Origin of the sequence: Streptomyces mesophilus (genome assembly GCF_011044995.1) — a bacterium.
Lineage (GTDB): Bacteria > Actinomycetota > Actinomycetes > Streptomycetales > Streptomycetaceae > Streptomyces > Streptomyces mesophilus.
Map to the genome: position 1 here is coordinate 1 of NZ_JAAKZW010000099.1, position 14185 is coordinate 14185.

At 72.0% G+C, this 14185-nt stretch carries 8 protein-coding genes; 4 read left to right on the forward strand and 4 right to left on the reverse strand.

All coding sequences use genetic code 11. From position 1 onward, the window contains the following. Positions 1 to 134: 134 nt before the first annotated feature. The 4 genes from G6045_RS22250 to G6045_RS22265 all read left to right on the forward strand — a co-directional run bounded on the left by G6045_RS22250 (position 135) and on the right by G6045_RS22265 (position 8210). Positions 135 to 833 (forward strand): GntR family transcriptional regulator, encoded by a 699-nt coding sequence (locus G6045_RS22250; RefSeq protein ID WP_165333810.1) that lies wholly within the window; start codon positions 135 to 137, stop codon positions 831 to 833. 98 nt (positions 834 to 931) lie between these two features. Next, on the forward strand, positions 932 to 2437 hold the full coding sequence (locus G6045_RS22255) for a hypothetical protein (protein WP_165333811.1): 1506 nt from the start codon (positions 932 to 934) through the stop codon (positions 2435 to 2437). Positions 2438 to 2571: 134 nt separating this feature from the next. Next, a complete protein-coding gene (locus tag G6045_RS22260; RefSeq protein ID WP_165333812.1) occupies positions 2572 to 3468 on the forward strand; it encodes a hypothetical protein in 897 nt (298 codons plus the stop codon). Positions 3469 to 3521: 53 nt separating this feature from the next. Next, positions 3522 to 8210 (forward strand): hypothetical protein, encoded by a 4689-nt coding sequence (locus G6045_RS22265; protein WP_165333813.1) that lies wholly within the window; start codon positions 3522 to 3524, stop codon positions 8208 to 8210. Between the two features lie 17 nt (positions 8211 to 8227). Here the strand turns inward: G6045_RS22265 and G6045_RS22270 are convergent, their stop codons facing one another. The 4 genes from G6045_RS22270 to G6045_RS22285 all read right to left on the reverse strand — a co-directional run bounded on the left by G6045_RS22270 (position 8228) and on the right by G6045_RS22285 (position 14176). After that, the gene (locus tag G6045_RS22270) at positions 8228 to 9352 is read right to left on the reverse strand and encodes an aromatic ring-hydroxylating oxygenase subunit alpha (protein WP_165333814.1); all 1125 of its coding nucleotides are present in this window, start codon (positions 9350 to 9352) and stop codon (positions 8228 to 8230) included. Between the two features lie 15 nt (positions 9353 to 9367). Beyond that, positions 9368 to 10525, reverse strand: coding sequence for an N-methyl-L-tryptophan oxidase (gene solA / locus G6045_RS22275; protein WP_165333815.1), 1158 nt, complete (start codon positions 10523 to 10525; stop codon positions 9368 to 9370). Positions 10526 to 10570: 45 nt separating this feature from the next. Next, positions 10571 to 12997 carry a GcvT family protein gene (locus G6045_RS22280; RefSeq protein WP_165333816.1) on the reverse strand — a complete coding sequence of 809 codons (2427 nt, stop codon included), beginning with the start codon at positions 12995 to 12997 and terminating at the stop codon, positions 10571 to 10573. Positions 12998 to 13087: 90 nt separating this feature from the next. Then, positions 13088 to 14176 carry an S-(hydroxymethyl)mycothiol dehydrogenase gene (locus G6045_RS22285; protein ID WP_165333817.1) on the reverse strand — a complete coding sequence of 363 codons (1089 nt, stop codon included), beginning with the start codon at positions 14174 to 14176 and terminating at the stop codon, positions 13088 to 13090. Positions 14177 to 14185: the final 9 nt, after the last annotated feature.

Genomic DNA, 14185 nt, shown 5'->3' on the forward strand with positions numbered 1-14185 from the left:
GTGCCTGTGCGGGTGGGGCCGTGCTGTGCGGGGGGTGCGGGTGACTGTCACCGTAGAGGATTGTTCAACGATCCCTCAATACCCATGTGGGAAGGTTCTTGGATTACGGAGGGATTCTGCGGTTGAATCCAGTCATGAACGGACTCGTGGACGACCGCGCGCTGTTGGGCCGCACCAGCACCGCGGAGCGGGTCGCCGACATCCTGCGCGGCCGGATCGCGGACGGTTATTTCCCGCCCGGTGAGCGGCTGTCGGAGGAGGCCATCGGCGCGGCCCTGAAGGTCTCGCGCAACACCCTGCGCGAGGCGTTCCGGCTGCTCACGCACGAGCGGCTGCTCGTCCATGAACTCAACCGGGGCGTCTTCGTACGGGTTCTGACCGTCGAGGACGTCGAGGACATCTACCGCACGCGGCACCTCGTCGAATGCGCGGTCGTACGAGGGCTCGGCAAGCCGCCGTACGCGCTCGACGGGCTGCGTACAGCCGTCGAGGAGGGCCGGCGGGCGGCCGGGGCCGAGGACTGGACGGGCGTCGGCACGGCCAACATCCGCTTCCACAGCGAACTCGTCGCCCTGGCAGGCAGTGCGCGCACCGACGAACTGATGCGCAGCGTCTTCGCCGAACTGCGCCTGGCCTTCCACCTCGTCGACGATCCGCACCGCCTGCACGAGCCGTATCTCGGTCGCAACGCGGAGCTGCTCGACACGCTGGACGCGGGCGGGCGTTCGGCGGCGGAGAAACTGCTCGCCGGGTATCTGGACGACTCGCGCAAGAGGGTCGTGGCGGCATACGCGGGGCGGCTTTCCGGGGCTGACGGCGCCGGCGAGTTGTGAGACGGATCACGTCCGATCCGTGCATCGATGCACCGGGACAAGCAGTCCCAACTGCGCCGTTTCGGTCGTTGTCAGTGTGAGCGCCTAACCTCTACGTCGTGACTGCTCCTGCCCCGGCGAAGATCCATCCGTCCCCGGCACCGGGCCCGGCCGCCGACGAGGGCCTGGCGCGGCGCCTGCGCGCGCTCGCGTGCACGGCGCCGCTGCACGACCTCGATGTGCGCAAGGCCAATCTCGCCGGTGAGTACACGGTGTACGCGATGGCCGAGGTCGCCCTCTCGGCGATCGACCTCGTCACGCTCAACATGGACTTCGACACCGGCGCCGACCACGAGCAGATAGTGGCTCGTCTCATCCCGCGCATCGCCGCCCAGGCCCCGCAGCGGCCGCAGGCCGAGCACGAGCGGGTGGCCCGCTGGGTCCTGGAGAACCTGATCAATGTCGGCAGCGTCGACCGCGGCTTCCGCGCCGTGTACGGAACCTTCGCGACCGACGGCAGCTATGTGCGACGCGACTATGACTTCAAGCTGATCGAAGAGGTGCCGGGATACGGGGGCGGTGTCTATCTCCGTACGACGGACGAGGCCGTCAACGTCCTGGTGGGCGCCCTCGACACCGACGTCACCAGTGCCCAGATCGCCGCCGAGGTGAAGCTCGAGGTCCTGATCAGCCGGGGCCGGCTCGCCGACGCGCAGCTCGCCGCCGAGCAGGCGCGCTACCGGACCGTGCAGTACTCGGAGACGCTGCGGCGCGCGCTCGACGCGACGCGGCGCAATGTGCGCGCGGTCGACTGGCTGGAAGCCGTGCCCGACATGATCGCCGAGGCACTCGACCATGTCGCGGACCGGTACCGGCATGAGAACGCGATCCTGACGAACATCCGCAAGGCCCGCGACGAGGCCGAGGACCATGAGCACAAGCGGCGGGCCGCCGAGCTCGTCGACATCGTCAAGGACTGCATCCGCCGTCACACCCAGCTCCAGTCCCGGCTCCTCGAAGCCGGACCGCTGTTCCGCGCCGAGCAGGACCGCCAGGCCTTCGCGCCGCCGACGGGCCGGGTCGGGCTCGATCTGTACGGGCAGCTCGTGGCGCCCGTGCTGCCGCTCCCCGTCGAGCAGGCGATCCGCGTGACCGACGCGTTCTTCGCGCGCGGGACCGGGCTGCGCACGCCCACGTCCGTACGGGTGGGTGATCTCGTCGACATACTGCTGACGCCGCCGCTGGAGCGGGAGCACCTGGGTGCCGAGATGCCCGAGCCGGATCTGATCGCCACGCCCGACGACAGCCGCTTCAGCGAGGAGCAGCTGGCCCGGGCCATGGAGCTGCTCGACCTGGAGCACGAGGCGCCGCGGCGGCTCTCCGGACTGCTCGCCGACGCACGCCGGATCGATCCCGAACTGCCCTATCTCGTGGCCCTGTTGGCGGTGCACGCGGCCAGCCCGCCGGTCGGCACCGCCTATCGCCAGGGCGAGCCGAAGCTCCTGTTCGCCGTGGACGACGGGACCGAGCTCGACGATCCCGAGTTCGGCGGCGCCGACCTCATCGTCGGCACCGCGCTGCTCGACGCGGTCGGCATGGCCGCCGCCCGGACGGAGGCGGCGTGACTCCCGTGACTCCCGTACCGGATCAGCACCTCAGCACCCTGTGTGTTCAGCACCTCAGCACCCTGTGTGTTCAGCACGTCAGCACCGTCTGCGTTCAGCACCACCGGACACTTCGCGACAAGGAGCCCCCGCCCGTGAGCGACAAGGACGTCGAGGCCGGCGCCTGGGGCGAGAGCGAAGCCCGCCCCGCCGCACCCGCGCCGGTCACCCCCGCCGACGCGGCCGACGCCGCACGCCTGGTGTCGTTCGGACTGCAGCCCAAGCTGCTGCCCGCCAGGGACGCCGAATACGCCGAGCTGCTTCGCCGCTACCGCGAGGACTCGCCGTTCGCGCGGCTCGCCGACGCGGTGGCCAGCGGACTCGGCCTGGTGGTTCTCGAGGTGTCCCCTCGCGCGGGGATGGCGGTCACGGCCGCCGAGGACTCACTGTTCGCTGTACGGATGGGGGACTACGCGCGCCGGGCCTCCTCGGACGCCGGCGACCGTTTCCTGCACGGGCTCGCCCACCTCGCGCTCGCCGCCCTCGCCTTCCCGCGGCCCGAGGACCTGGCCGACGACGGGTACATCGGGCGGATCACGGTCAACGGCGTGGACGCTTTCGTACGGCAGGCCTGCCGGCGCCTCGAAGAGCGCGCCGAGGAAGCGGGCGAGAACACCGACCCCGCCTCCGACGCCCCGGGCCTGGAATCCGCGTGGCGGATCTGGGCGCGGCGCAGCTCCACCGGTGCCACCAAGGATGCGCGGCGGCTTGCCGGTTCGACCACCGGCATCGTCTCCAAGGCGGCGGCGTTCCTCACCGACTCCGGGTTCCTGCAGCGCACCGGGGACGACTCCGGAGGCACGTATCGCACGACGCCTCGTTATCAGCTGCAGGTGCGCGACATGGCCGGTTCCGCGGCCATGGCAGAGCTGCTCGATCTTGGGGTCGTCCCGGTGAGCGACGGCTCCGCGAGCCTGGTGCCGCCCACGGACGGCGAGGATCTGGAGCTGGTGGCGGGAGCGGGTCTTCCGTTCCACGCCGACAGCGCCTGACGCCTCACCCGCACGACTTCCCGCCCCGCCCACCACGCTCACGAGAGTCCGCCATGTACGAGCTGTCCCGGGTCCGCCTCTACTCCATCGGCCCCGCCGGTGCGCGCTATGCCGACACGGTCCTTGACCTGCGCGGTGTGGGCGAGCCCGTGCCCGATCCCGCGCCGCAGCAGGCCGAGTTCTTCCGCGAAGAGCCGTCCGGACCGCAGCGCCGCCCGGCGCCGGCCGGTGTGCTGTTCCTGGAGAACGGCGGCGGCAAGTCCGTCCTGCTCAAGCTGATCTTCTCGGTGATGCTGCCCGGCCACCGCAATACGCTCGGCGGCGCCAGCTCCGGTGTGCTGCGCAAGTTCCTGCTCGCGGACGACTGCGGGCATGTGGCCCTGGAATGGCAGCACACCCTGACCGGCGAGTGCGTGGTCGTCGGCAAGGCCAGTGAGTGGCGCGGCCGCCAGGTCTCCAACGACCCGCGGAAGTTCGCCGAGGCCTGGTACTCGTTCCGGCCCGGACCCGGGCTCAGCCTGGACAACCTGCCGGTGGCCGAGTCCACGGCGGTACGGCCCCTCGCCGAGGGCGCCTCCGGTGCGCAGGGGCGGCGGCGCACGATGAAGGGCTTCCGTGACGCGCTGACCGAGGCGGGCAAGGCGTATCCGCATCTCGAAGTGCACTGGGAGGAGATCCACGACCGGTGGAACGAGCACCTCGGCGACCTCGGCCTCGACCCCGAACTCTTCCGCTACCAGCGGGAGATGAACGCCGACGAAGGCGAGGCCGCCGGTCTCTTCGCGGTCAAGAAGGACTCCGATTTCACGGACCTGCTGCTGCGCGCCGTCACCGACACCCGTGACACGGACGGCCTCGCCGACCTGGTCGGCGGGTTCGGCAACAAGCTGGGGCGCCGTGCCGAGCTGATCGCCGAGCGGGACTTCACGGCCGGATCGGTCGATCTGCTCGGCCGGATCGTCGAGGCCACCGAGACCCGCGCACGGGCCCGCGAGGTGCACGCCGCCGCCGAGCGGCGCACCCGCACCCTGGCCCGGCGGCTGTCCGCGCGGTCCGTGGTGGAGCGGGCCCGGGCCGCCGAGCTCGCCAAGCAGGTCACGAACGCCGCGCACACGGTGACCGAGGCCGAGCGGGCGCGTGGCGCGAGCGCCCTGATCGCCGCCGAACTCGCGTACCGGCACGCCTCGTTGGCCCTCGCCGCCGCCGAGAAGTCCGCCGCCGCGCAGAAGCGCGAGCTGGCCGACGCCCGCACCCTGCACTCCGCCTGGCAGGCCGCCGAGGCCGTGCTTCGCCACCGCGCCGCCGCGGACCGCTCCGCCCGCGTGGCCGTCGCGATCCGTGAGGCCGAGCGGGACGCGGCGCCCGCGCTCGCCGCCCGCGCGCAGGCCGCCGCCGACCTGGTCCGCGCGCTGCACACCGCCGCCGAAGGCGCCGAAGAGCTCGCCAACGAGGAGGAGGAGCGCTCCGCCGCGCTACAGGAAGCCGGCGAGGTCGCACACCGCGACGCCACCGTGGCGGCCACCGACGCCCAGCGCGCCCGCAGCGAGATCGGGCATCTGAAGCAGCGGCTCAGCGAGGTCGAGCAGGAGACCGCCGAGGCGGTACGGGCCGGCTGGCTGGACGACACCGCCCCGGACGCCGACCCGGCGCGTGCCGCGCTGGCCGCGAGCGACGCCGAGAAGACCACGGTCGCCGCCTGGGACTCGGCCCGTGAGGCCGCCCGCGTCACCGGGGACCAGGCCCGCGAAGCCGCCTCCGTCGAGGCGCGCGCCGAGCTCACCGCAGCCCGCGCCGCCGATGCCGCGGACGCGGCTTCCCGGGCGTACGAAGGTGAGCGGCGCACGGCCGATGCGCTCGCCGCCGAGGAGCGGCTCGTCGAGCTGCTCGGGCTGCCCGCCGCCGAGGCCGTGCGCGGGGGAGTGTCCTCCAGCGACGTCGTACGCGGGGGAGTGGCTTCCACCGATCCCGTACGCGGGGGAGTGCCGAAGCCGCGCACGGACGGCGCCGAGGGCGAGAGTTCTCAAGGGCAGCTCACCGCCCCGGAGTTGGACCGCTACGCCGATGAGCTCAAGGAGCTCCTCGAGTCCGGCGTGGCCACCGCCGAGCGCCAGCTGTTCGACCTGCGCACCGCCGCGGCCGACGACTCCCGGATCCTCGGCGCGCTCGGCGACGGCGGACTGCTGCCGCCGGGACCCGACGTCCTGGCCACCGTCGAGTACCTCGGCGAGCACGGCATCCCCGCACTGCCGGGCTGGCGCTACCTCGCCCAGGCCGTCGCGCCCGCCGACCACGCCCGAGTCCTCGCCGCGCGCCCCGAGCTGGTCGACGGTGTGGTCATCACCGACCCCGACACCCACGCCCGGGCCCGTGAAGTCCTGGGCGCGGCCGCCCTGTTGCCGCGGTCCGCGGTGGCCGTCGGTACGGCCGCCGCGCTGCTCGCGCCGACACCGGCCGAGCAGGACGGCGAGGGAGCCGTCTTCCTCGTACCGCCGAACCCGGCCATGCACGACGAACAGGCCGCGGACGAGGAGCGGCAGACGCTGCGCGCCCGCGCCACCCAGCGCGACGAGGAGATCCGGGCGCTCGCCGCCCGCCTCGGCAAGGACCGCGAGCTCGCCGCACGGCTCTCCTCCTGGCGTGCGGGCTGCCCGGCCGGCCGGCTCGCGGAGCTCGAAGAAGCCGCCACCGCCGCCCGCGCCTTCGCCGAGGAAGCCGAGGCCGAACTCGCCGAGGCGCGCACCGCCCGCGCCGAGGCCGACGAGGCGGCGGCCGACGCCGCTCGCGTACGGGACGAGAAGCAGGACGCCGCCCAGCGCGCCCGCCGCGCCGCGGACGCCCTCGCGGGTCTGGCGTACCGGCTGCGCGAACGGGCCGGCTGGCAGGTCAAACTGCGTGAACTCGCCGACGAGGCCGCCGAGTCGGAGGCCAAGGCCCAGTCCTGCCTGGAGCGGGCCCGCGCCGCCGACGAGGACCGCCGCGCCGCCCAGCGCGCCGCCGACGATGCCCGCCGCACCGCGCGCACCCTGCGCGCCGAACGCGCAGAGATCGCGGGCGCCCCCGATGACGTACCGCTTCAAGAAAACGCCCCGAAGACACCGCTGCCCGCGCTGCGCGAGGCCTACCGCGCGGCCTCGCAGCTGTACGAGAAGGTCGGCGTCGGCGCCGATCTGCGCGCCGAGCAGGCCCGCGCCGAGTCCGACGAGTCCGCGGCGGTCGCCGAGCTCGACCGGCTCAGCAACAAGGTCCGCACCCGCGCCGCTCAGCTCCTCGAAAGCACCGACGGCTCCGACGGGCCTTCCCGGCAGGCCGCGGCCGCACGCGCCGAGTCCCTCGTCCAGATGCTGGAGACCCGCGCCTCCACCGCGAGCGAGCAGCTCGGCCGCCTGCGCGGCGAGGCCGAGCGGCACGCGCCCGAGGACGGCGAGGCGCACACCGAGCTGCCCGAGGACCGTACGCCCAAGGACGCCGAGCAGGCCCAGTCGCTCCTGCGCACCGCGACCGGTGAACTGGGCGCCTGCGCAGATGCGTTGAGCACCGCACGGGACCTGCATGCCGAGCTGCTCGCCGCGCACCGGACCGCCGAGGACGGCGCGGGCGGCTTCGACGAGACGGCCGCGCTCCTGCGCGACCTGCTGCGGGACCACCACGGGGACGACGAAGCGGAGGGCGAGCCCGAACCCTTCCCCGGCACCCTCGAAGAGGCCCGGCAGTCGGCCGGAGAGACCCGGCGCTCGCTGCGCGGCTGCGCCACCGATCTGTCGGCCGCCGAGGCCGCCGTACGGGAGGCGAGTGATGTCCTCGTACGGCATGCCAATTCCACCCGCTACGAGCAGGTGCGCACCCCCGCACGCCAGCAGATCCGCGAGCTGCCCGCGGCGGCGCTGCCCGAGCACGCGAAGAAGTGGGGCGAGGCGTTCGCGCCCCGACTGCGGGTCCTGACGGACGAGTTGGCGCAGCTGGAGCGCAATCGCGACAGCATCGTCGACCGCCTGCGCGGCCTCGTCGAGTCCGCGCTCGCGACACTCCGCTCGGCCCAGCGTCTGTCGCAGCTGCCCGAGGGGCTCGGCGAGTGGTCGGGCCAGGAGTTCCTGCGGATCCGCTTCGAGGAACCCGACCAGGCCACGCTCACCGAGCGGCTCGGCGAGGTCGTGGACGAGGCGACCAAGGCCGCCCTGAAGAAGAACTCCGATCTACGCAGGGACGGAATGTCCTTGCTGCTCAGGGGAGTTCAGGCCGCGCTCGAACCGCGCGGTGTGTCGGTGGAGATCCTCAAGCCGGACGCGGTGCTGCGCGCCGAGCGGGTGCCCGTCGGCCAGATGGGCGACGTCTTCTCCGGCGGTCAGCTGCTCACCGCGGCCATCGCCCTGTACTGCACGATGGCCGCGCTGCGCAGCAACGACCGCGGCCGCGACAAGCACCGGCACGCCGGCACCCTGTTCCTGGACAACCCGATCGGTCGCGCCAACGCCACGTACCTCCTGGAACTCCAGCGCGCCGTCTCCGACGCGCTGGGTGTCCAACTGCTCTACACGACCGGTCTGTTCGACACGACGGCGCTGGCCGAGTTCCCGCTGGTCATCCGGCTGCGCAACGACGCCGACCTGCGCGCGGGCCTGAAGTACATCAGCGTCGAGGAGCACCTGCGCCCCGGCCTGCCGCAACAGCACACGGACGACGAGTCGGGGCACAGCGAGATCACGGCGACGCGGATGTACAAGCGGCCGGCCGACGCGGTGAGTTGAGCTTCGCCCGCACGGTCTCACCCGACCAACGACCGCACCCACGCATGAAACCCGCCGATGTGATGCTCCGAGGGCACCAGGACGCCGCCGTCCCGGTACGCCCTTGAGGTCATCGCCGGCTGGGTGCGTTCGCAGGCCGCGAAGTCCTGGGTGTTGACCCGGTGGAAGAGCTCGACCGACTGGCTGACGTCCGCGCCCGAGGCCACCACCTCGGGTGCGTACAGCCAGTCGCACTCGACGACCGTGCGGTCCACCGCCAGGGGATACATCCGGTGCAGGATCACATGGTCGGGGACCAGGTTGATGAAGACGCCGGGCTTCACGGTGACGGCGTAGTACCGCCGGTCCTGCTCCTCCGCGATCCCGCTCAGCCGCGCGAAGCCCGCGCTGCCGTCCACGGTGAACCCCTTGACGTCGTCGCCGAAGGCGGCGCCGTGGCCCACGTAGTACTGCGCGGCGAGACCGTCCGCGAACTCCGGCAGGACGTCGGTCAGTTCGGGGTGGATCGTGGCGCAGTGGTAGCACTCCATGAAGTTCTCGACGATCAGCTTCCAGTTGGCGCGCACGTCGTACGTGATGCGCCGGCCGAGCGCCAGCTCCTCCACCCGGTAGCGCTCGATCGCCGCGGCTCCGCCGAGTCGCTCGGTGGCCGCGCCGATCACCGTGTCCTCGAAGGACGGCGGCTCATCGGCCAGGCACACCCATGCGTAGCCGAGCCATTCGCGCAGGGCGACCGGCCGCAGCCCGTACGCGACCCGGTCGACGTCCGGCATCTTCGAGAGGTTCGGGGCGGCGGCCAGGCGACCGTCCAGGTCGTACGTCCAGGCGTGGTACGGGCATTGGAGGTTGCGCCGCACCTCACCGGACTCCTCGGTGCACAGCCGTGCGCCGCGATGACGGCAGACGTTCAAAAACGCGCGCAGTTCGCCGTGGCGGTTGCGGGTGACCAGGACCGATTCGCGGCCGATCTGCACGGTCCGGTACGCACCCGGCCTGGGCAGATCGGCGGCGCGGACGGCGCACATCCACAGGGTTTCGAGGATGAGTTCCTGTTCGCGCGCGAAGGCCTGGGGATCGGCGTAGGAGGAACCCGGGAGTGTGGCCAGCAGGCTCGTGGAGCCCGAGGCGGGTGCGGTCGTCATGGGCGGTCGTGCCTCTCACACGGGCGGCGGCGCGAACCGTCGCGGGTCGAAAAGTGAGATGGGGTGCTCCGTCGCACCCCGCAGTGCGAGATCGGCCAGGATCTCGCCGACGACGGGCACGAACTTGAAGCCGTGCCCGGAGAATCCGCAGGCCACGGTCACCGAGTCCGCATGGGACGGGTGCCGGGCGATCACGAAGTGCTCATCGTCCGTGGTGGAGTACATGCAGGTGGCCGCCCGCAGGAACTTCCCCGGCAGCGTGGGCAGATGCCGCCCGGCCTGTGCGGCCATCGCGTCGATCTCGTGCTCGTACACGGTGCGGTCGATGGTCTCGGGTGTGCAGGGCGCGCCGTTCTTGCGGAAGAAGGCGACCTTGGCGCCGCCGTCGGGTCCGTCGATGGCCGGGAACCCGTAGACCTGGATGTCGGCGGAGTCCTCCCAGATGTAGACGGGGTGCCGTTCGGGCAGATACGGTCCGACGCCGCCCGTGGGCTGGAACCAGTACATGATCTGCCGCTCGATGGTGATCTGTACGCCCAGGTCGGCGAGCAGCCGGGGAGCCCATGCGCCCGGGCAGATCACCAACTGGCCTGCTGTGTACGTGCCTTGGGCGGTCTCCACCCGTACACCGTCACCGTCCTGCGCCCACCGGATGGCGGGCTCCTCGAAGTGCAGCTCGGCGCCCGCCCGTTCGGCGAGCCGGAGCTGCGCGGTGACCGTGGTCTCCGGCCGGAGCAGTCCGGCCCGTGCCTCGTACAGGCCGATCTCGTCGTCCGCCGGGTTCAGCGTCGGGAACCGGCGGCGGATCTCGCGCGCGTCGAGCAGCTCGTGCGGCAGATCCCAGGTCCTGGCCGACTCCAGGGAGCCCGCGACCGTACGGCTGTCGGGGCGTCCTGCCATCAGACCGCCGCACAGCGTGGCCACGTCGAGGCCGGTGTCGCGTTCGAGCCGCTCGTAGAGCTCGTACGCGCGCAGCAGCAGCGGCACGTACTCGGCCCCCTCGAAGTACGACTGCCGGGTGATCCGCGAACCGCCGTGGCTGGAGCCGTGGTTGTGCGCCGGGCCGAACTTCTCCAGGCCGAGCACGCGCACTCCGCGCTCGGCGAGATGCCAGGCGGCGGAGCTGCCCATACCGCCGAGTCCGAGAACGATCACGTCGTAGGTGCGGGACACTGTGGGGCCTCCTCCTGTGTGGCTGATACGGCGGATACGCCTGGGTCAGCGGCGGATACGGTTCATCTCCCGGTCGAACAGCGGCTCCTCCCGTACGGTCGCGGGCACCTTCTCGCCGAAGTACTCGATCTGCACCCCGGTCCCGGCGGGCAGCGGAGGCAGCCAGGCGTAGGCGACACAGCGGCCGAGCGTGTAGCCGTACGCGGCGCTGGTGACGTATCCGGCCACCGCGCCGTCGACCTGCACCGGCTCCTTGCCGAGGACGACGGCGGCCGGGTCGTCGAGGGTGAGGGCGGTCAACATCCTTGTCAGCGGCCGCTGTTCATCCAGCGCGTCGCGACCCACGAACTGCTTGTCGCGGCGTACGGCGAAGGCGAGCCCCGCCTCGTACGGGTCGTGCTCGGCCGTCATGTCCTGGCCCCAGGCCCGGTAACCCTTCTCCAGCCGCAGGCTGTTGAACGCGGAGCGGCCGGCGGCGATCACGCCGAGGCCCTGCCCTGCCTCCCACAGCGTGTCCCAGAGCCGCACCCCCAGATCGGCGGTGGTGTACAGCTCCCAGCCCAGCTCGCCCACATAGCTCAGACGCATTGCCGTGACCGGGACATGGCCGATATACGTCTGCTTGGCGCGGAAGTAGCCGAAGGCCTGATGCGAGAAGTCGTCGCGGGTCAGCGGCTGGACCAGCTCGCGGGCGAGCGGGCCCCACACGCCGATGCAGCAGGTGCCCGCGGTGATGTCCCGCAGTGCCACACCGTCCGGTGCGTGCCGGGTCAACCAGTCAAGGTCCGCAGGCGAGTTGGCGCCGATCTGGAAGCGTTCGGGACCGAGGCGGGCCACGGTGAGATCGGACCGTATGCCACCGTGGTGATCGAGCAGCAGGGTGTACGTGACCGCACCAGGCCGCTTCGCGAGGTTGTTGGTCGTCATCCGCTGCAGAAACTCCGGCGAACCGGGCCCGGTCACTTCGAGCCGGCGCAGCGGGGTCATGTCGTACAGCGCGACCCTCTCGCGGGTGGCGAGCGCCTCGGCGGCCGCGATCGGTGACCAGTAACGCGCCGACCAGGCATCCCGTTCGGGCAGGTGGAGGCCTTCGGTGAGCGGGGCGTTGGCCTCGTACCAGTGCGGCCGCTCCCAGCCGCCGCCCTCCAGGCTGAACGCGCCGAGTTCCTGCTGCCGCGCGTGGAAGGGGCTGACCCGCAGCGGCCTGGGCTGCTCCATCGGCTGCAGCGGATGGAGGACGTCGTACACCTCGATGAACTGCTGCGCGCCGCGCTCGGCGACATACGCGGGGGAGCGCTGGGCGTCCTCGAAGCGGGTGACCTCGCACTCGTGCAGGTCGATGCCCGGGTGACCGGTCGTGATCCACTCGGCCAACGCCCTTGCCACACCGGCCGCATGCGTCACCCAGACCGCCTCGGCCAGCCAGAACCCGGCGAGCTCGGGGCACTCGCCGAGGACAGGGAAGCCGTCGGGCGTGAAGGAGAAGATTCCGTTGAAGCCCTCGGTGATCTCCGTGTCCCGCAAGGCGGGCATCAGCTCGCGGCAGTCCCGCAGGCTGGGTGCGAAGTCCTCGGGGGTGAACGCCAGCGAGGACGGCATGACCGCCGCTTCGTCGTACGAGGGCAGGTCCGCCGGGTCCACCGGCAGCGGGCGATGGGCGTACGAGCCGATGCCGAGCAGGCCGTCGTCGTGCAGCCGGAAGTAGAGGTCGCGCTCCTGGTGACGCAGGATCGGGGCGTCCGGCGAGGTGACCTGCGAGCCGTCAGCAGGCGCCCGCGGCGGCCCCATCTTCACGTACTGATGGGCGAGAGGCTGTAGCGGTACGTCCACCCCGGCCATCCGTCCGATCACCGGGCCCCAGAACCCCGCGGCCGACACCACGAGGTCCGCGGCGAACGTGCCGCGATCGGTGACCACGCCCGTGACTCGCCCGTCCGCCTGCTCGATGCCGGTGACGGTGTGCCGGTCGAGGAAGCGGGCTCCGCGGGCGGTGGCGCGTTCGATCTGGACGGCGCAGGCGTGCACCGCGTCCGCCAGGCCGTCGTCGGGCGTGAGGAAGCCGCCGTGGAGTGCGGCTTCGTCGAGCGTGGGCCAGAGCTCCTTGCAACGGGCCGGGGAGATCAGCTCACCGCGCACACCCCAGGCGGCGGCGAGACCCGCGCGGCGGTGCAGATCGGTCCAGCGTTCGGCGGTGGTGGCGAGCTCCAGACCGCCGACCGCGCGGAAGGCGCCGAGCTCGGTGAACTTCAGCGCCGTATACGCGGCCAGGTCGGTCATCGTCTTCGACGGATTGGTCCGGAAGACCAGGCCGGGCGCGTGCGAGGTGGAGCCGCCCGCGGCCGGGAGCGGGCCCTGGTCGAGGACCGTGACCTCGCTCCAGCCGCGCGCGGTCAGCTCGTCGGCGAGGGAGCAGCCGACGATGCCGGCACCGATGATGACGGTCTTACGGGGAGTCGTGGGCGAACCGGACATGACCCTCCTCGCGTGGGGACCTTGTGCGCGGGCCGAGGCTGAACGTTCCCGAGGTGACGACCTGTTCGGCGCGCACCGGGCCGGTGGCCGTCATCGGAGTACCACCACCGAACGCAGCACTTCGCCGCGGTGCATCTTGGTGAAGGCCGCCTCGACCTGTTCGAGGGCGATGGTCTCGGAGACGAAGCCGTTGAGGTCCAGCTTTCCGCTGAGGAACTGGTCGATGAGGACCGGGAAGTCCCGGCTGGGCAGACAGTCGCCGTACCAGGAGGACTTGACGGCGCCCCCGCGCGAGAAGACGTCGATCAGCGGGAGTTCCAGCTTCATCTGCGGGTCGGGCACGCCGACCTGCACCACGGTGCCCGCGTGATCGCGCATGTAGAACGCCTGCAGGAAGGTCTCGGGCCGGCCGACCGCGTCGATGGCGATGTCGACCCCGAAGCCGTCGGTGAGCTCACGGACCGCCTCGACGGGGTCCGTGCCCCGGGAGTTGACGGTGTGCGTGGCGCCGAAGCGGGTCGCGCCGTCCAGCTTGCGGTCGTCGATGTCGACGGCGATCACCCGGCGGGCGCCGGCGAGCGAGGCACCGGCGATCGCTGCGTTACCGACGCCGCCGCAGCCGATCACGGCGACGGTGTCACCGCGCGAGACTCCGCCCGTGTTCACCGCCGCGCCGTACCCGGCCATCACCCCGCAGCCGATCAGGCCGGCCGCCTCGGGGCGCGCGGCGGGGTCCACCTTGACCGCTTGACCGGCCGCTACCAGGGTCTTCTCGGCGAAGGCGCCGATGCCGAGGGCCGGGCTCAGCGGGGTGCCGTCGAGCAGCGTCATCGGCTGGGCGGCATTACGGGAGTCGAAGCAGTACCAGGGGCGGCCGCGGCGACAGGAACGGCAGTCACCACAGGGAGCGCGCCAGGCCAGCACCACGTAGTCGCCGGGCGCGAGATCGGTGACGCCCTCGCCGACCGCGTCGACGGTCCCGGCCGCCTCATGGCCGAGCAGGAACGGGAACTCGTCGTTGACCGCGCCCTCGCGATAGTGCAGATCGGTGTGGCAGACCCCGCAGGCCTGCACCGAGACCAGGACTTCGCCGGGGCCGGGATCGGGGACTCTGATCGTCTGCACCTCGACAGGTGCACCCGATTTCATGGCGACGACGGCACGGACCTCGTACGACATGTCACACCC

Bases quoted from the DNA above. Each gene is read 5' to 3' on its own strand.
- G6045_RS22270 (WP_165333814.1), bottom strand. From the start codon at position 9,352: ATGACGACCGCACCCGCCTCGGGCTCCACGAGCCTGCTGGCCACACTC.
- G6045_RS22250 (WP_165333810.1), top strand. From the start codon at position 135: ATGAACGGACTCGTGGACGACCGCGCGCTGTTGGGCCGCACCAGCACC.
- G6045_RS22280 (WP_165333816.1), bottom strand. From the start codon at position 12,997: ATGTCCGGTTCGCCCACGACTCCCCGTAAGACCGTCATCATCGGTGCC.
- G6045_RS22285 (WP_165333817.1), bottom strand. From the start codon at position 14,176: ATGTCGTACGAGGTCCGTGCCGTCGTCGCCATGAAATCGGGTGCACCT.
- G6045_RS22265 (WP_165333813.1), top strand. From the start codon at position 3,522: ATGTACGAGCTGTCCCGGGTCCGCCTCTACTCCATCGGCCCCGCCGGT.